This is a genomic window from Hyphobacterium vulgare (assembly GCF_042643335.1).
In the GTDB taxonomy this organism is placed as follows: Bacteria; Pseudomonadota; Alphaproteobacteria; order Caulobacterales; family Maricaulaceae; genus Hyphobacterium; species Hyphobacterium vulgare.
Genome location: NZ_JBHRSV010000012.1, coordinates 85,946 through 104,778 on the forward strand (window position 1 = coordinate 85,946; position 18,833 = coordinate 104,778).

The window sequence follows — 18,833 nt, forward strand, 5'->3', positions numbered from 1 at the left end:
TCTGATGCGGAACTGACCTCCCCGAAATCCCACACTAGCGCGTACCGGCGCGAGGGCGGGAGGAAACGGCTGCGACCACCGGCGCCATCACAGGTTTCAGTAAACGCGCTCCGTAACGATCGATCTCGAACTCCATCGGTTTTGGCGACCCGGCGCTCGGATGCTCCATGGTGATGCGGAATTCTCCCCCGTGCTCGCGCGCGATACGGCGATAATAGTTCGCCGCCTGGCGATGAGGGGGTTGGGTGTCATCTCCGCCTGTCGGAATCGGCTTGCTGGTAGAAACAAGGAACGACCGAGAAGCGCCTTGTGTGCTGTAAAGCCAGTCGATCTCCTCGCCAGGTTCGGTTTCGTCATCGCCTTTCTCATCCGATAGCGAGAGATAGGAGCAGTGGTGCGGGATATTATTGATGTCCCATTCCAGCCGCTCTTCATTTCCGTGCTTCTTGGTGGCGGCGATGATGGCTTCAAGCGGTTCGTACGGGCAATCTGCCGATAGAATGAGGCGGGTGGACGCGCCTTCAATCTCGAACTTGGCCTGCATGAAAAGCGCGGAGCCGTTGCGGTCCACAAGATTCCCGTCCTTGTCGCGGCTCGCGAACGGCGAGTGGACGAAGAATTCCACACCGTCGACGGCCAGAGAGAATTCTGGTGCGAGCTGACCCGCATCAGTGATCAGCGAGCGACGGTTGGCGGGATTGATACCCCGGTCGCGGAGCCATGCGTCCAAAAGCGTCGCCCGGCCGAATACCCGAATTCCATCCCCTTGCTCTAACCGATAGCGCGCTTCCGATCTCAAGACGCGGCCTTCGTCGGTGATCCCCTCCTCGATGATCGCGGCGACCGGTACCCACAGGGTATCGATCTTGATCCGGTCGTCGCTTTGATATTTCGCCGCATGTTCGAGCCAAAATACCTCCGACACTCGCTGGAAGTGGTCAGCATCCAGATGGGAGATCGCAAGAACGTCGACCTTCTTGTTTGAGCCGAGTCTTTTTCGAAGCTCCGACTCAAGATCGCATCGCTTGTCGTCTTTGTCGGTGCGATCCTTCTGGTCGGCGAAGTCGAACATAATCCGCCGGGCGTTTTGGAACTCAATGAAGCACGCATCTGCGTTGCCGGTGGGAAAGAACGTCACTTTGTGCATGCGTGTCTCCAATTCGGGATAAAGAAATCGACGCTGCTCAGCTCGCGAGCCGATTAAATCTAAGTTCATGTAATGTTCCGATCAAGCGTGAGCGTAAATCCTCTGTGAAAAAGGAACTGCGACGGCTCAGGCGTGCGGCTGTCGCTAACGGGATTGTAGGCACCGCAACGTTGCACGTCAGCTAAAGGTCAATGTGCCGACGTATCGCGATTGGGAATAGGAGAACGACCTGCCCTCTGTGCGTATACGAGCAAAGGTTGATCGGTCTTTCGGCGGATGATGTAGACCACTGTCTGGCTAACTCGCCGAAAAGGCGTTGCAAATAACCATCGGTTGTGGCGAAGTGTGATTGGAATGAGTTGGGGGGAACCACGAACATGACTTTCCAATCGGCGGTCGCGGTCATCGCGGCAGGCGCGCTCACCACTGCGTGTGCAACCACGGGCTACACACTTCGGCCGGTCGAAGCTGAGAACACTGAAATTCGATATGAACGTGGTTTCGCAACGGTTACGTCTTACGGAGAACAGGGCTCCGTCATGGTGTATCCGGCGGGCGCAAACTCGAACCGCCGGCTGCTCTTCGATGTGGCTGTCATCAATCACTCCGAAACATCGGTCAATTTCGGGCTTGAGAGCCTCGAACTGATCGTGAACGGCCAGACGGTGGGCTTCTTCACACGCGACGAACTGGCCGAAGAGGCGCGGCGGCAGCGCAACGCGCAAATCGCTGCCGCCATCCTGATTGGCGCAGCAGCTGCCTATGCGGCGGCTGATATGGCGAGCTCATCGGGTCACGGGTACATTTCAGGCCCTTACGGCACGACCACCTATGCCTACTCTCATTACAACGCGACCGCGGCCGTGCTCGGCTCAGCGCTCGCCGCAGGCGTCACGGCTGAAGCGATCAGCGAGATCAATGGATCGATGGAACGTACGCTTGGGGAACTCGGCGGCGCGGCCCTCGAAACCACGACGGTCGATTCCGGCTATTCCTTTGGCGGACGTGCGACGGCTCGCCCCTTCGAAGCCGAAGCCCTGCCTGAGATTTCGCGCGTCACTTTGATCGCCAATCTCGGCGGCGAGGAGCACCGGTTCGAGTTCGACATGTCGGTCGGCGCGCCGAACCTTTATCCCTATCAATCGGGCCTTGTTGGCGACAGCGCGCCTGCGGGCAAATAACCCCTCCGCCTTTTGATGGAGGCGGTCTGGGATGACCGGCAATAACGGGCCAACCGGGGTTTCCGCTGCTATTGGTAGATTTCGAGCCGAACCTCCCGGTCTGCTGCGCCTAGGTGGATCGAGGAGGGTCGGATTTCGAGAACGGTCCACGCTCCGACATCCTCGCCGGTTCTGACCCGGATGGTCCGACCCGGTTCGAGCTCGAACCAGGCGAGCGGACCTTCGGAATCCATGGCGATTCCAACGAGACGCGGCGGCGGGGTTTGCTGAGCCAAGGGCGCTGTCGGTTCGGGCGCGATCTCACTTTGTTCGATGACGGACGAGAATAACGATCGTTCCGCAAACTCGGCCCCAGGCGATCTGTCATTTTCGTCGATCATGACTTCGGCCGTCTCCGCTGGACGCACAGCCATAACGGGATCGAGCGGCCAAAGACGGAACAGGGCCGCCGCACCCACACAGCCGAGCGAAACGACAAGAAGTGCCCGAACGATCATTCGGAGACCCTCCAACGGATCTCGAACCCCGCTTCAAGCTCGACGATGCCGGGATCCCGGTCGAGCAGCCGGCGGACGCGAAGCGATGTGATACGAAGGAAAGGAAACCGTGAGTGCACGTCTTCGAGCGCCGCCCGGTATTGCGTTTCCGGTCCTCGCCAGGTGAGGCTTGCTTCAACTTGAGTTGGAGATGAGGTCGCATTGATGGCGAGATGCTGCGCGCCGGGCGTGTCGAAAGCGGTCGACAACGCGGATTGAAACCTCAAACGCGCCTGGTCTTCATTGGTTGCGGACAGTGTATTCCTGCGTTGGCGTTCGCGCTCGGATGCAATTTCAGCCTCCTCGATCGCCAGCTGAGCGAGAGCGGCGGGCAGTCTTTGCTCGATCTGCCGGACTTCGCGTCGATCCTCGAAGATTGTGCGAGTGGGAAGCAAGGCGACCCAGATCGCCGTGCCAATCGCGATGGCGAGTAGGCAGAGAACGAGTATCCGCCGCAATGTCACCATCACGGGGTTTCCGCCTGAACGGGCAGAACCACGGTGAAGCGGACCTCGACGCCGGCGGGACGGAAGGTGCTCCGGCTGACCGCGACGGCATCGCTCCCGAGTTCGGCCCGGAGCGCTTCGGACATTTCCCGTTCGGCGGCACGATCCTCGGCGGGCGCAAGCGCGGCAAGTTCGAAGCGGGCGTCCGACAGGTTGAGGGACAGGAGCGACCAATCGGCGGGCAAAATTTCGGCGGCAAGCGACTCCAGCTCGGCATAGCGGCTGACGCTCCAGCCGGACTCTTCGGATGATGCCGGGTCCTGACCGGACCGGCTCTGTTGCAGCGCCCCCACCTCGGCGAGCACGTCGCGTTCAGCGCGCCGGGCGAGTTCGAGATCGGCTTCACTGCGCCAGGCGAGGCTTTGCACAAGGAGCGAGACGCTCAGCAGCGTCAATGCGGCCGCGCCGAGCCGCAACATCCATGATTTCTGGCGCGCGGCGAGCGCAGACCCGGTGCGCCACACGCGTTGTAGGTCTGCAGGGGTGCCGGCTTCGAAGTCAGGCTCATCTTTGCGGAAGACCAGACACCAGCGCCCTAGCTCCTCACTGGGCAAGACGGTCCAGTGAAGACCTTCAGGATCGCTCGGCGCGTGACGGCTCATTTGCCGGGAAGCGAGCCGTCGCGCAAGGAGCGGGTCGTTGGTCCGGAACGGAAGACGGGCGCGGAACACGGTAGCGGGAGAGACTGAGGCGATCGCTTGTTCCGCCTCTGAGCGGATCTCACGGTTTCGTTTCAGCAGGAGGAAGGCGTCCTCGACCAGATCGAAAATGCGATCGATCCCGCCGCGGAGACGGAAACCCCATCGCTCCAGATACGCGCGTCTAGGGCTCATTGGCGCACTGCCTTCCGACCGCCTCGAAGACGCAGGGCAGCGGTTTCAACGCCCTCACGCGCGCTGAATAGGCCGCCGAGTCGATCGCAAAGATCAGGACTTCACCTGCGGGTGTCTGTGCCGTCTGGATGTTTTCGCGCATCTCGCCGTCAAGCAAGGCCGGTTCATCGTCCGGCGAAAGACGATCCCCGCCGTCGCCCCGGATGGCGAGGCTTTCGAGATGCGCCGATGTCAGGACGTGTTCGCGGGCCGCCGCTCGCGCGGCGCGGGCCTCGTCAAATATGCCGATCACCTGCTGCGCGTATTGTGTTAGGAGCGCCGCGACGAGTGCCATGAGACCGAGCGCGACCATCAACTCGGTGAGCGTGTATCCGTTCCGTCGCCGGGCAGGATGATGAGGCGTTCGCTTGCCATCCTTCGCTCGCGTCCCCGAGACACCCAGCGCACCTCGCCTGACAGCCGGATCCAGCGCATTTCGGTCCCAGCGATGGTCCGGCTCGCCACGGATTCCTGATTTACCGTCCAGTCGAGTGGCTGGCCGCTCGGCAGGACTGCGGAGCCTTGACCCGCTTCCGCGAGGTCGAGGCGATAATTGAGCTCGCGCAGGGCTGCGGCTTCGGCGCGCGCATCCTCGATCGACCAGAGGCTCGTCTGCAGCAATTGACTGGTTCCGGCAACAGCAAGGGCGACGACAACCAGGGCCACGAGCACCTCGATCAGCGTGGCTCCGTGGCGGCTGGTCATTCGATCCGGGCGGGTCATGATAGGGCATCGGGAATCGCCGCGAGGCTTGAGAAGAGGGAAATCACCAGGGCACCGATCAGCACGCCGACAAAAATGATGATAGCGGGCGAGGCGAGCGCGGAAACCCGTTCGAGCCGAATTTCCGCGCGTTCGCCGAGCACCTGGCCAGCCTCCGCGATGAGAGGACCCGCCTGGCCGGTCCGAATTCCGATCTCGGCGGCTTGGACCACCATACTCCGCCGGCCCAAGACGTCCGCGAGTGCTGTGACCGGATTGCGGCCAGTCTGAATGTCCGACCCGGCATGCAGAAGCTTCTCACGAAGGATCTCGTTGCCGAGCGATCGGCAAGCCTGAGCCGCGGCCTCGCCGAGCGGAACTCCGGAGGTCACGAGAGCGCCGAAGAGGCGCGCGAACACCGCGGTCTCGATCTCGGCGGCAAGGCCGAACCCGAGCGGAGACAGCAACACCTGGTCGCGCCAGCGGCCAAGCGCAAGCCGCGCTTCTTTCATGCGCGCGGCGGCCAGTCCGAAAAACAGGACAATCAAGATCGCGACAAGGACGGCTGGAATGGCGTCAGCGACGCGGATCAGCCAGTGAATGCCGTCCTCCGGCGCGCGCGATTGTTCGAGAACAGGGCGGAGGCTCGGCACCACGACGCCGAAGAAGACGGCGAGCACGCCAAGCGAGGTCGCCACCACCGCGGCCGGATAGAGCATGACGGAAAGCAATTTCGATCGAAAGCGCGCGGTTGATCGCAGGACCGGCGCAATGGAATTAAGCGCTTGGGGCAGATCGCCGGCACGTTCACCCGCTGCGATCGTCGTCGCGAGCATCGCTCCGGCAGGTCCTTCAAAGTGAGCAAAAGCGCGTTCCGGCCGCTCGCCTTTGGATAGCTTTTTCGCCGCGAGCCGTAGATCCTCGCCTAGCGAGGGCGACGTTTCCGCATCGGCCGCGAGCGTGAGCGCCGTCTCAAGCGCAATCCCGGCGGAAGAAAGCCGCGCCAGTTCGCCCGCCAATCGTCCGGCCTTCTCGTAGGAAAAGGCGCGCCGCTTGGCCGGAAGCTTCGCCAGGGAAAGAAGCGAGAGACCTTCTCCCGCGAGCCGGTCGGCGGCTTCCGTTTCGGATTCGGCCTCAATGCGTCCCGATCGTGATCGTCCCGTGTGATCGAGGGCTGAATACCGCCAGCGCATCAACTCGCCTCCAGCACCCGCAGCGCTTCGCTCAGTGAGGTGAGGCCCGAACGGGCCTTGTCCAAGCCATCGTGAAGCATGGTCGTTTCGAGATGTTGGCGGATGGCATCCGATCCGGCGTCCTCCCGGATCAGGTCGCGCACCACATCATCGACCGTCAGCGTTTCCGAAATGACGACGCGCCCGCGATAGCCATCCTCACAGCTCGAACAGCCGCGTGCCTCATGGAATTGGTCGTTCTCGGCGAAGGGAATGCCGTAGCGATCCGCAATTTCCTGGCTTGCTTTAACGGGTTCTCGGCAGTCCGGGCAGAGCCGCCGTGCAAGCCGCTGCGCGGTTACGGCGGTCAGCGTCGAGGCGATGAGGTAGAGATCGACTCCCATATCCTTAAGGCGCGCAGGCACAGTCGCGGCGTCGGACGCGTGGATCGAGGACAGAACCAGATGCCCGGTCAGGGAGGCCTGAACGGCGGTGCGTGCCGTGTCGCTGTCGCGGATCTCCCCGACGAGGACGATATCGGGATCATGGCGGAGAAAGGCCCGCAGGGCGGACGCAAACCCCAGGCCCGCCTTTTCGTCGATGCCGGTCTGGTGCACGTCCTCGAAGAAATACTCGATCGGGTCCTCGACGGTGACGATCTTCCGGTCCGGGGCGCGAAGGGTGTTGAGCGCCGCGTAGAGGGTGGTGGTCTTTCCGCCGCCGGTCGGGCCAGCAACGAGGTAGAAGCCCTGCGGGCGTTTGATCGCGGCGGAGATACGGTTTTGTTCGGGGCCCGAAAAGCCGAGCCTCTCGAAATCGAGCGCGATGTCGGCTCGGTGAAGAAGACGAATGACCGCCCCCTCGCCATAGGCCGACGGGATGATCGACAGCCGGATGTCGACAGGACGGCCTCCGATACTGACGGTGGTGCGCCCGTCCTGGGCGCGGCGGTGATCGGACACATCGAGATCGCTGATCACTTTAAGACGCGAAATCGCCTGTTCGGTCAGTCCGGGCGGCATACGGCGCATGTCGCGGAGCCGTCCGTCGATCCGGAACCGGACAAGGCCGGCGGTTGGCTTCCGCTCGATGTGAATATCGGATGCTCCGGCACGGACGGCCTCACCGATGAGGCTTTCAACGAGCTGGACGGCGGGCGCGTCAAGCGAAAGCCCCTCCATGCCGGATTCCGCGCGCGTCCATCGTGCACCCAAGGTCCGGCCTTCGCCTTCCTCAGCGGTCTTGCCGTCCTCATAGAGCGCGGAATAGGCGCGCCGCCAGAGATCGAACCCTATCAGAAAGGGGCGCGGAGCCTTGCCCGTGGCGAAGAGAACGCCATCAAGCGCATCGGGAGAGGACGGATCGACCAGAGCGATGTCGATTTCAGTCTCGCGCACGGAGATGGGGAGTATCCGCCGGGAGCGAAGGAATCCGGGGTTGAACACATCGGGCAGCACGGGGGCGCTCGGCACCCGGCTTTCAGGCAGAATCGGAACCGCGAAAACGTCCGCCAGCGCCTCGACAATCGTCCGATCGTCCGCGAGCGCGAGACGGCTTATGACGACCGGAAGACTTTCGCCGGTCCGCTCGGACTGCATCACGGCCTGGCTCAGCACTTCATCCGAGACGCCGGCCTTGCGAAGCGCCTCCAGCATCATGGGATGGTGAAGCGGCTCATTCATCGGGTCACCCCGCCCGAAGCCACACCCGGGCACGCGGTATCTCCGCTTTCTCGCGCGCTTTCCAGCTCAAAGGCATGAAACCAGAGCGGGTCGCGCGGATCACCGGAGGGACGGAGAATGACGAAAAGCCGAAAGCGGAACCGTCGGCCCTCCTGCTCGACGAGTTCGATTTCGAGGGCGTCGCCCGCAACGAGCTCGACGGTAAGCGCGTCGCCGGTTTCGGCGCTCCCGAGGGCGGCCTGCAACCACGGGGAGGCACGGCGGAGATCGACACCGGCCGCACTCGACGCCACGGTCAGATGGGGAGCCAGACACGCATACAGCCGGTCATCGACACCGAGAACCGAAGCGAACTGATCGACCGAGGTGAAGGGCGCATTGGCGGGTACCGACCGCCCCGCCGCTTGATAGTCGCGCATCTCCGCGCCGTTGAGGCGAACCAGATCGTCCCCGTCGCGCCAGTCGGCAACGGCATCGCTGAGCGCAGCGGCATCGGAAGGGGAGAGTCCGCCGGCCCGGAACACGGCTTCCATCAAGGCCGGTGAGGCGCTGTTGAGATCGACTTTTCCGGCAGGGGAGTGCGCGGTCACTGACACCTCGCCTCTCATGGTCTCGATCACGACCGCCTCCCCGAGACGCACCGGCGGATCACCGCCCTCCGCAACGCGCAAGAGATAGGCCGAAAGCGCGGTTTCGAGCGCATCGCGCGCCAGAACCCGCTCGGTCTCACGGGCGATATCGAAGCGGGCGCTTGCGGTTTCCCGGAGGATGAGGATGCCGATGGTCGCGAGCGTCAGCGTGATCGCGAGCGCGGAAACGAGGGCTGCACCGCGGCGCGGGTCCTGTCCGTGTTCATTCATCCCCGAACCCGGAGACGCGGAGATGTTCAAGCCGGTCGCGCATGGCCGCAGTGGCGATCGCCGCATCCTCACTCGACCGGATCACACGCGGGGTCAGAAACACGATGAGTTCCGTGCGCCGTACTGAATTGGTGTTATCGCGGAAAAGGTTTCCGATCACCGGCGCGTCCTGGAGATAGGGCACACCCGAACGGGAAATCGTACGGCTTGAGCGGATGAGACCGCCCAGGGCCACGGTCTGGCCGTCCTGAACCGTCACCGTGCTTTCAAAGCGGCGCTGCTGGATAGTGGGGGAGTCGATGCCCGAAGTCGTCGTTTCGGCGACGGAGCTCACTTCCTGCGAGACGAGCATCGTGACTGAACCATCGGGACTGATCCGGGGGGTGACGGTCAGCACAACACCGGTATCGCGAAACTGGACGGAGTTGACGATCGGCGCGTCGGGATCGGACACCGAAACGGCGCTCTGCGTCACGACCGGCACCTGATCGCCGACCTGCAGGCTGGCGGTCTGGTTGTCGAGCGTCATGATCTGCGGCGAGGAGATCACCTCGACATCGGTCACTGAGGCGATGGCGTTGAGCGCGACGCGCACATAGTCAGACGCATAGGTGTAGGAGAAGCCCGGAAAGCGTGGCCCGACCCCGCCTCCGGCATTGTCGGTGTTGGTCAGCGATCCGCCGTCACGCGTATCGAGGAACCATTGAACGCCGTAGCGGAGGTCGTCGTTCAAGACGACTTCAGCGATCATCGCCTCGATCAGCACCTGATCGGGGGCGCGATCGAGACCCGACACGGCCTCGACGACCTGGTCGAAGCCGGCATCGTCGGCGATGATCAATAGGGCATTGGCGTCGGGGTCCGCTTCCACAGTGATTGCGCTGCCGTCGAGCGCGCCATCAAGCGTGAAGAGGGCGTTCAATCGCTCGGCGAGGCGCGTCGCGTCCGCACTTACAAGCGGCAGGACGCGCACGCGCCGTCCCCGGTCGATACGAACATCAAGCCGCCGGACCCAGGCCTCGGCCTGATCGAGCCGGAAGGAGCGGCGGGCGATGGCCACGACGGCATTCAAGCGGGTTAGCGGCACGAATTCGAGCTGCGTTCCAACCGGACCCTCCGGTCCCCCGAATATCTCGTTGAGCTCGGTGATCAGCGCCTGGGGCTCGGCATAACGCAGCTCGTAGAGCGCAAACGACATTTCAGACAGCCAGTCGACGTCGAAGAGGTCGATCGTCTCCAGCATGACGTCAAGCTGCCCCGGATCGCCTGCCAAGATTAGAATGTCGCGTTCGCTGTCGACCAGCGCCACCCCATTCTGCGGCGCGAAGGGCCGCAAGAGCCGGGCCATCTCGCCTGCCGGCACAAAATCGAGTGGCGCAACGACATAGCCATAGCCCGGCGGCAGGCCTTCGCCGGCCAGACGCGGCCCGCGAGCGAATTCACGGGCCCGCGCATCGGGCGCGACGAAATAGACGCCGTCTGTGGTTTCGACGAGGCGTGCGCCCGAAAGCTGTAGTGCCCGGTCCAGCGCCGCGGGCAGGTCCGAGCGGGGGATCGGGCGGGCGGACCGCAGCGTCACCCTTCCGGAAACTTCGGGATCGATCACGAATTCGGCGCCCATAAGGTCTCCGATCACGGCGGAGACGACCTCCTCGATACTGGCCTGATCGAAGGCCAGCTCGATCCCGTCGCGGGTCTCGACCGCGCGGCGTGCGTTCCCGCGCCCGGAATCGAGAAACTCGCTTGGTCCACGCATCGTGAAGGTGGGGGAGGCGAGCTCTTCCGCCTCCCCGTCGCGGGGGTTGGCTCGAGGATCACGCGGCTCGCCGCGCGCTAGCTGCGCCGCAAAAGAGCCGAGCGGAGGTACGCCCGTCGAACGCTCCGTCGGCGTGGAGCACGCAGCGAGCATCATAAGAGGAATCAGAACGAGACGGGGGCGAACGCTTCGCGAAAATTCGCTCCGGTTTTGCGCGCGGGCGCACCCGGAAACCGGACATCTTTGGCGCATCGTCATGCGGTCCCTGATACTCCCATCCAGGGGCATTAAACCGGGACGCGGGGCAGGCGGCAATCGCGGGTTGCCAGCAAATTACAGATAGGTTGACCCCGAGTAAGATTCCAATACTTTTTATTCTGGAGGCTAATAGCCGACCCACTTCAGGGGGCAGCGCGGCAAGCGCGGTAATATCAGTAGCTTGATCGTTCCCCGTCAGAAATTAGCAGAAATTAAAGCAGAACTTGGAAAACGAGAGAAATATTGAATAAAACTACTCCGTTTAGAAAGATGTGATTATGATTCTTTAAGATGGCAAGAACCAATAATCTGATGTTCCCCTGATCTAATAAACCGGCCATCCGCGATTTGTCCAAACTCCCCATTCACATAAACTTTTCGACCCGCAAGAAAATTTGCTAGGCACGCTTCACCTTCATACCGCGGTGACAAGGCCACCGCATTATAGTTGATATTTCGAAATGCTAAAGCTTTGATAGAAAGAACAGCAATGTATTGTCGTTCAGTTAAAGCTCCTTCGCATAATATTCCTACGATATTGTTTGGGCCGTCAGGCCCGTCAAAGTCCCAAGGTTCGGAGACAGATATTTCAACGATTTTCATCTCCTTAGTATAACCTCCTCAATGATTTCTACCTGGACCTCATCGCTTGTCATCCATTCGCGGCCGCCACCTCGCTGACCGTAATCTCGACGAACCCTTGTACCCGCACGTTGTAGAGTGGGATCGTTCAATATACGCACTCTCATTCGGACCTGCGGTTCTTCCGGTAACGCAAATCTGCTCCGAGCTCGCCGGGCTGAATCTACTGCTTCATCAGTAAAGAAAGTATCGCCCCTTCGACCACCGCGAAGAATGCCGGTCTCACGGACAGCCTCGGCTTCCGCTCGTGACATATACCTATACATCTCACGGTTTTGAACGCTAGGTCTGAAGCGGAGACGTGTCCCTAAGACTTGCGAAGCGAGTTCGGTGATCGCCTCTCTTGTCGTTGCTGACGACAATCGGCCCGAAATTGTATATTGTTCATAGTCGTAATCCGTGTGAACGTATGGATACATACTCACTTCACGACCATTCACAATCCGGGTTTCATACCGGTTGGATTGCGTCTGCCGTTGGATGTAGACAGTTGTCTCATCCGAATCGTCATACGAGGTCGAGACGTTACGTTGTACTTCGCCCTCGGGAGTTACAATCTCTGTTATGTGAACAGCGTCCATCCCGCTTGGATCCGTCGCATTGAGCGGATTATTCCCGACATAGGCGTAGAGATTGAGCTGGTCGGCATAGCCGATCGGGTCGGTTTCGAGGAAGCGCCCGATCTGCGGCCAGTAGTAGCGCGCCCGGTAGAAATAGAGCCCCGTGGCCTGGTCGTAGCGCTGGCCGGTATAACGGAAGGGATTGCCGGTTGTGACGAGCGGCTCTTCCACGCCGAAGGGCGTATAGACATAGCGATCAGCGAGCGCGCCGGAAGCGTCAGCCATAGCGATCACGCTACCCAAGCGATTGGCGTGATAGAAATACCGCCCGGTCTCATTGCCGGACGTGTCATAGCTGATCATCGCCACGCGCTGATCCGTCCCAGGCCCCGGAATGAATCGGTGGAGGAGGTTGTAGCTGCCGTCGATCTGGCCAATTTCCAGATCGCCGGCGTGGAAATAGCCCTGCCAGGTCGTGCCGTAGTCGGGCGTGTACCAGAAGCGCCGCCCGACCGCGTCATACTGCATCACGGCGGTGTCGCCGAAGCCTGTAACCGCATAGAGCCGGTTGCGTGTGTCGTGAAGGAAGGTGCGCGTACCATCCGCGACGAGATTGTCGCTCTCGTCATAGGCGAAGTTGAGATTGACGGGCGTGCCACCGCTTTGCGTGCGCGAGACGCCGCCATAGCGGTTCTGTATGTCCGTCGGCTCGCCCGTGCGCACGGCGTTGGCGCTGAAGAAATCCCAGCTGAGACCATTGGGAGCCGACCAGAGCCAGCCTCCCGTGTCAGCATGCTCGGCGGTCAGACGCCCCGAACCGTCATAGTCGTAAGTGAAGGTGACGCTGTGCCCTGAGCTCGTGAAAAGGTGAAATTCGCTGTTGAGATCCCCGTCGGCCTCATAGGCGTAGGCGATCCCCGTCGCCGCGTTCGCTGTGCCCGGACCCGTCAGATCGCCATGGGGGTCGCGCCCGCCCAGATGCTGCTCGATCATCCGCCCGAGGCGGTCGTAGACATATTCGGCGAGTGTGGTTTCGGACGTCCCGTCCCCGTTCGCGTCCTCCTCGACCCGGATGAGGTCGCCGCGCGCATTGTAGACGTAGCGGGCGGTGTAGTTGTCTGGCCAGATGATGGCGGTGCGCCGGCCGACGCGGTCATATTCATACCGCGTGTTCATCCCGTTCGAGCGGACCTCGCGGATGAGATTGCCGGCAAAGTCGTACTCGTATTGCAGAAAGCTCCCGTTGACGATGCCGACATAGGTCGGTTCGCCCGCGAGATTGTAGAGCGTCTCGACGGTCTCTTCCGGTGTCGTGAGCGCGGTCAGACGGTTGGAATCGTCATACGTGCTGGTGTGCGTCCAGCGCAGGGTTTGGGCGCCCTGTCCGTCGGGCGTGTAGCGATGGCGGGCCGTAACATTGCCGTTGGGATCAAGGACGCGGTAGTCCCACGCCCCGTGCGGATACTGGGTGAAATAGTCCCTGAGATACCGGTCGCTCGGGAAAACAGTCGCCCAGGTGGCAGACGGATCCTCTCCGGCATCAGTGTAGCTGCAATCGGAATCCCGGTCGGCATTGGGCTGGTAGAGATAGGACGCCCCGCCCCAGGGCCGCGGCACGATGAGCGAGACGGTGCGCACATCGCTCGTGCCATAACCCGCGCGGACACAGCGTTCCTGCCCGATCGCGTTATAGGTAAAGTGCGTCTGACGCCCCGCACCATCGGTCAGAAGCTCCAGCCAGCCACGCGTGTTGTAGGCAAAGTGCTGACCGGTCTCCGACGTGCTCGGCGCATCATCGGGGTCGAGAATGGTTTCGACCTGACCCGACGGCGTATAGGTGACGCTCGTCGTCAGCATCTGCCCCGTCGACGTGCCATCGACCGAGACACGGGTCGCCGTCAGCCAGCCAGACGCGTTGTAATCGAAGCGGGAATATTGCCTCAGCGCGGGCGTGTCCGGTTCGACCGTGATGGAGATGATGCGCCGGTTGGCGTCATAGGTGGCCTCGACCTCGCCGCCCTCTGCGTCCGTGACGCTCGCAAGATCGCCAGCCGCCGTCCAGGTGAAGGATGTGACGAGGTCGACCCCGCCATAGAGGACGCCGCCCGGCGTCGAGACGGTCGATGTATTCTCGATCCTCGAACTCTGGGGCAGCCAGTTCGCGTTGTAGGTGACGACAGATTCGCGCCAATTGCCGCTGGAGACCAGAACCTCGGTTCCGCTAGGCAGTCCGTGGGTCGTATAGTTGAAGACGGTGGTTTCGCCCTCGGCGCCGATAATCGCTTGGGGGAGCGGGCCACGGTCCACAGCGTCGAGCATGCCGGAGAGCGCAGCGCATTCCGCTTCCGGGGTTGCAGAGGTGTAGCAGATCACCTCGGCCGAATAACCGCGCGCATCGATGCGGCGCGTGGGCCAGGTCGGACGATTCGGATGATCGTATTCGGTCGTCGTAACGAGGTCGGGAAGCCCGGAACTGCCCGAGGGATAATTGGGATAGGGAAGCGAGCGGGTTTCTACGACATTGTTGAACGCGTCGTAGGTGTAATCCGTACCGCGCCAGAAATAGGTGATCGGATGGGTGCGGAATCTGAGCCGCTCCCAGACCGTTCGTCCGATGCCGTCATATCCGGTCGTTTCAAGATTGCCTGCCGGGTCGAGCGACGCGATCTGCCGTCCATCCTGATCGAAGAAACTCCAGGTGGGGATGCCAGCCGGATTACGGACAAGCCCCCGCGCACCCTCGCCAATGCCGTAGAAGGTGGTGTCGCCATCGGCGTCGGTGACGGTGGTCAGGCGACCGAACGCGTCATAGGCAAAATCGAGGAAGGTGTAGGGACTTTGCTGATGCGGGAGACGTACGGACGTCAGGAGGCTCAGCTCGTCGAAATAGGTTCCGATCCCGCTGGCGAACGGCGAGCCATAGGGCTCGAGCGACCAGACGCGCTGCGCGCTATAACCATAGGTTTGAAGGCTGCCATCGGGTGCCTCGACCGTCTGAAGTTCGATCTTGTTGACGGCCGAGTTGCCGCCGAAGGCGAACTCCACGGTTCGGCTGGTATCGTCCGTGACCCGGACCAGACGGCAATCGGGCGCGGGCGGCGGCTCGGCCACGAATTGGCCTTCGAAACTGGAGTTGGTGTAGCCCGAGCAGCTGTATTCGAAAGCGAGCGACCGGCCGAGATTGTTCGAGACACCGGTCAGCGTGCCGCCCGAATAGGTGTAATCGACCACGACACCGGTCGGTAGCGAAACAGCATCAAGGAAGAAGATGTTGTGCGAGCCCACATCAACGCTATCAACCTGTGGCAGGAGCCCCGTCCGGCGCATCCGATCGGCGCCATAGGTGAAGGTCTCGGTCGTGCCGTCTTCGGTCGTGCGCGTAAATGACAGCCCCGAATAGTCGAAACCGTGCTGCTCATAGTAGGCGATGTCAGTGAGCTGTGCGTACTGACCGTTTGGCTCGGCGTATTCGGTGAATTCCGTATCGACCGAGATGCTGCCGGTCTGAGAGAGCGTCACGAGCGATCCCGGTCCCGACACGAAGGTCGATCCTGTATCCGGGAGCCGGTAGAAGGCCTCCGATCCACTACCCCGATGAATGGTCGCGCGGTTGTTGACGAGACTGTCCGCCCACCACCCCTGGATGATCAGGGCGGTGACCATGTCGACTTCGGTTCCGCCGCTCTCGAAGAGAGACAGGATGGCGTCTGCCGCGACGATCGTCGAAATTGCGCTGAGCGCTGAGCCGTCGGTTGCCGACCGAACGTCGGAATCGACCTCGAGCCATGTTTCGAAATTGTGCGTCCAGCCGGTACCGAGCGGCCCTGTCGCCTGAGCACCGGAATTATAGGTGCGCTGAAAAGCGAGGCTGTAGGGATATCCACCGGCTCCGGTCTCGATATCGGCGGGCGGCGTGAAGCTCATCGCTCCGGTTGCGGTATCGACGCTGAAGGACGACGCCCAGGTCTCATACTGCTCGGAAAGATAGTCCCGCTCGGCCTGTGGCCCCGAGATGTCCTCCGAGAACGTTGCCGCGCCGCTCCCTTTAAGCGGCAGAAGCAGACAGGACTGGCTTTGCCGCTCCCAAGGACGTTCGGTGCCGCAGGACGACGCGGTCATGTGAGCGACTTCCCGGTCGCCGTCGCCATCGTCGTTATACGCGATGAAGGCACCGCCCATTCGTCGCCAATAACCGCCTCCGCCGGCATTCTCACCAGCAAGCGTTCCGTCGGAAATAAAGCGGATCGAGTCCACACTCGGCCCGAGGCGCCCGGCCGCCGGTAAGATCAGATTGAAATCCGCCTGCGCTAGAAGGTTGGCGCTGACTTGCCCGGTGAAGGGCAGATCGCGAAGCAAACCCGTGTTCTGTCCGAATGCGGAGCTCGCAAAGGCCGTCGCAAGATTCTGATCGTTCAGAAGGTAAAACTCGCGGGGGCCACTCAAGGGAAGCCATCCCGCATCCGAGTTATTGGCGGTCAGATACCACCTGAACATCGACGCCGTGGAGTTCGCCACGGTCGCGCCCGAAACCTCTTGCGTCACTGCGCCTTCGAGCGCCGAGAGGCCCGCCGATGCCGCCTGCGTGTAAGCCCGCCGCGATGCCCCTGTGCCACCCGAGTGCGTCAGCGGCGCATAGGAATACCGACCCGTGACCGAGAGCAGCGCCTGATCCTCGCGGATATCGTTGTTGCTGCCGATATCGGCGCGCGAGGTGGCGATCACGATCGTGTGGTGCGTGACATGCCGACCGGACGCCAGACCATCTATGACGCGCAGCATCTCCTCGCTGCGCGCAGCCCAAGCCTCAGCGAGACGCAGTTTGGTTCGGGTTTGTGCGGTGTTAAAACCAATCTCGGTCTGCGTGTTGATGTCGGGGAGGCAACTCCCAGTTACAATCCCGGTCGTTGGGTCGCCCAAATCGATCGAATAAGAATCCCAATGTGTGGTTGTAATCGTATCTGTTTCATGCGAGGCGGGGTTAGGGTAAATAATTGTGTCGACATTGTAGGTGAACCAAACAGTTGTGGGTCCGCTGCCGCCGCCATTGGTCAGACTATGGGTCTGGCTCGCAACGCAACTTGCCGAAGCACCGGCAGTGAAGGGAGAACGATAAATAAAGCCCTCGCCAGCATAGGCGGACGCGTTGCGCGCTTCGGCCCCGGTGCCGCGATCCCCTGCGCCAATCACCAGTGCCGTCGTGGTCGTGTCCCCGATCGGCTGGTTCCACACCTCGTCCATATAGCCCCCACCGCCGATGGCATAGGGATGGTCGAACTCAATGCCGAGCATGGCGCCGAGACCACCGGCCTCGCAGCCCGTGCACGCCGTGAAGGTCGCTTCAAGCACCTCCTCTTCGTCGCGGTAGAGATGGATCTCCCGATTATGGTTGAACCCTCTCGCCCTGATGATCAGCCGCCGCCCCACTAGGTCAGCAAGTCGAAATTCCTGTTCCTGCACACCTGTCATGTTCCCGCGGAGCGCAAGGCGCAACGTCACCATGGAGGTGAGCTCGGTCGGAATTTCGGTTAAAGGGTCGAGATCCCAGCTAGACGACACAGCATAAGGGTGCGTGCCACCCGCTGTGTCGTGAGTGGGCCAGAATTCGTAAGCCTCGTCGATCCGCACGCCGCCCGCCACCTCGACGAGCGACAGATTCATATTGTCGGGATCGCGAAGCGCGGTGAGCAGGGTCGACGTCGCACCGGCAAGCCGCGTATCGACGGACGTAACCGAGGAGGATCCCATGCCGGTGATCGCGGGGAGGCTGTTGGCCGTTCCGATCGATCCTCCGGCGTCCGACTGATAGTTCGCCGCGGTTGGCAGAGCACTCAATGCGTCATCGGGCCGGGTCCAGATATGAGAGGTGAGGCTTGGATCGTAAGCCCGAACGCCGTTTCCGAGGTCGGCCGAGACCCAGATGTGAACGAATTGCACGGAGCTGAGCGACCCGGCCGCCGCCGAGAACGTATCGCACGCAACATCCGGCGTGTTGTTGACGATCGCAGGTATACCGCCGCCCGCGAGAAGCTCGCACGCATCGCGCGCAGCGGACGGACCAAACCAGTTTGTGAAGACGCCGAGATTTCCGGCGCTGGTGCTGAATTCGAGCACTCCGAGCCGGTAATTCGCCGTGTAGCCGGCTTCGCGAAGCAGCTCGACCATGAGATTGGCCTGGTCGAACGGGTTGCCATAACCGTCGAGGATCGTGCTGAACGCACCCTTCTGGAGACCGAATTGGGGCGTGAACCCGATCGAGTTGTGAACGTATTCGTAGATCCGCCAGGGATCGTTGTTCAGCGCGTCGGCAAGGCGCTCGATTCGCGGATCGCGCTCCGGAGCTGCCAGAGGTTGCGAAAGCGTCCCGTAATAGGTCTTCGCATCATCGGGCGTGATGAGCGGGGGCACATCGACGCGGATCGATGGAACACCTTCGATCGTGAAATCGGGGGGTGTTTGTGCGCCAGCTCCCGAGCCTCCCGAACCAGCGGCCGCAATTAGGACGGCAAGTGATGCGAGCGCGATCCGTGCGAAAATCATCTATTGCGCTCCCGGCTGGGCTGGATTGACGGGCACGAAGATCACTTCCTCGCCATATCCGGTCTCTACCGCCCCGGCTTGCCACTGCTTGTAGGCGTAGATCACTTCCCCAGTGGCCGTGTTCACGACCGTTGTTCCGCACCAATCGCCCGAGCAGGATTCCTGCTCCGCGTAGGGCGCCTGATAGACGCCGCCACGATCACGAACCTGGACCGCGCCAGGAGGCAAGGGCTGTTCGAAAGCCTCGATCAAGGAGGCCGGCGGCGCGGGAGGCGGTGTGAAATCGAGCGCCTGCTGAACCGCCGCGGCGTTCTCCTCGTCATGCTGACCGGTATCGGATTGCGCGTGAGCGACAGCGGAACTGCAAAGAAGGCCGGAGCCCAACAGAAGGACGAATGAGCGGAAGGAGCGCATAGCCGCCT

The 18,833-nt window shown here is 61.9% G+C and carries 14 protein-coding genes; 1 reads left to right on the forward strand and 13 read right to left on the reverse strand.

The features are described 5' to 3' along the window. Positions 1-34: 34 nt before the first annotated feature. Positions 35-1,147: a hypothetical protein gene (locus ACFOOR_RS07375; RefSeq protein WP_343164890.1), complete on the reverse strand. Its 1,113-nt coding sequence runs from the start codon at positions 1,145-1,147 to the stop codon at positions 35-37. Between the two features lie 377 nt (positions 1,148-1,524). On the opposite strand from ACFOOR_RS07375, the gene ACFOOR_RS07380 reads away from it, so the two are divergent. Next, entirely contained in the window at positions 1,525-2,328 is an 804-nt protein-coding gene (locus ACFOOR_RS07380; RefSeq protein ID WP_343164889.1) for a hypothetical protein, read from the forward strand. A gap of 68 nt (positions 2,329-2,396) precedes the next feature. On the opposite strand, the gene ACFOOR_RS07385 is transcribed toward ACFOOR_RS07380, so the two are convergent. From ACFOOR_RS07385 to ACFOOR_RS07440, 12 genes are all read right to left on the reverse strand, one after another. After that, entirely contained in the window at positions 2,397-2,825 is a 429-nt protein-coding gene (locus tag ACFOOR_RS07385; protein WP_343164888.1) for a hypothetical protein, read from the reverse strand. Further along, a complete protein-coding gene (locus ACFOOR_RS07390; protein ID WP_343164887.1) occupies positions 2,822-3,334 on the reverse strand; it encodes a hypothetical protein in 513 nt (170 codons plus the stop codon). The genes ACFOOR_RS07385 and ACFOOR_RS07390 overlap by 4 nt, the downstream gene beginning before the upstream one ends. Beyond that, positions 3,331-3,789 carry a hypothetical protein gene (locus ACFOOR_RS07395; RefSeq protein ID WP_343164886.1) on the reverse strand — a complete coding sequence of 153 codons (459 nt, stop codon included), beginning with the start codon at positions 3,787-3,789 and terminating at the stop codon, positions 3,331-3,333. Before ACFOOR_RS07395 ends, ACFOOR_RS07390 begins: the two co-directional genes overlap by 4 nt. Before the next feature lie 403 nt (positions 3,790-4,192). After that, complete coding sequence (locus tag ACFOOR_RS07400) at positions 4,193-4,555, reverse strand: hypothetical protein (protein WP_343164885.1); 363 nt, start codon at positions 4,553-4,555, stop codon at positions 4,193-4,195. Continuing rightward, positions 4,555-4,965: a prepilin-type N-terminal cleavage/methylation domain-containing protein gene (locus ACFOOR_RS07405; RefSeq protein ID WP_343164884.1), complete on the reverse strand. Its 411-nt coding sequence runs from the start codon at positions 4,963-4,965 to the stop codon at positions 4,555-4,557. The genes ACFOOR_RS07400 and ACFOOR_RS07405 overlap by 1 nt, the downstream gene beginning before the upstream one ends. Continuing rightward, complete coding sequence (locus ACFOOR_RS07410; protein WP_343164883.1) at positions 4,962-6,137, reverse strand: type II secretion system F family protein; 1,176 nt, start codon at positions 6,135-6,137, stop codon at positions 4,962-4,964. Before ACFOOR_RS07410 ends, ACFOOR_RS07405 begins: the two co-directional genes overlap by 4 nt. Continuing rightward, positions 6,137-7,798, reverse strand: coding sequence for a GspE/PulE family protein (locus ACFOOR_RS07415; RefSeq protein ID WP_343164882.1), 1,662 nt, complete (start codon positions 7,796-7,798; stop codon positions 6,137-6,139). The genes ACFOOR_RS07410 and ACFOOR_RS07415 overlap by 1 nt, the downstream gene beginning before the upstream one ends. Next, positions 7,795-8,658: a type II secretion system minor pseudopilin gene (locus ACFOOR_RS07420; RefSeq protein ID WP_343164881.1), complete on the reverse strand. Its 864-nt coding sequence runs from the start codon at positions 8,656-8,658 to the stop codon at positions 7,795-7,797. The genes ACFOOR_RS07415 and ACFOOR_RS07420 overlap by 4 nt, the downstream gene beginning before the upstream one ends. Then, on the reverse strand, positions 8,651-10,570 hold the full coding sequence (locus ACFOOR_RS07425) for a secretin N-terminal domain-containing protein (RefSeq protein WP_343164880.1): 1,920 nt from the start codon (positions 10,568-10,570) through the stop codon (positions 8,651-8,653). Before ACFOOR_RS07425 ends, ACFOOR_RS07420 begins: the two co-directional genes overlap by 8 nt. 378 nt (positions 10,571-10,948) lie before the next feature. Then, entirely contained in the window at positions 10,949-11,275 is a 327-nt protein-coding gene (locus ACFOOR_RS07430) for a hypothetical protein (RefSeq protein ID WP_343164879.1), read from the reverse strand. Continuing rightward, positions 11,272-18,411 (reverse strand): RHS repeat-associated core domain-containing protein, encoded by a 7,140-nt coding sequence (locus ACFOOR_RS07435; protein WP_343164878.1) that lies wholly within the window; start codon positions 18,409-18,411, stop codon positions 11,272-11,274. The genes ACFOOR_RS07430 and ACFOOR_RS07435 overlap by 4 nt, the downstream gene beginning before the upstream one ends. Next, positions 18,412-18,825, reverse strand: coding sequence for a hypothetical protein (locus ACFOOR_RS07440; RefSeq protein ID WP_343164877.1), 414 nt, complete (start codon positions 18,823-18,825; stop codon positions 18,412-18,414). Positions 18,826-18,833: the final 8 nt, after the last annotated feature.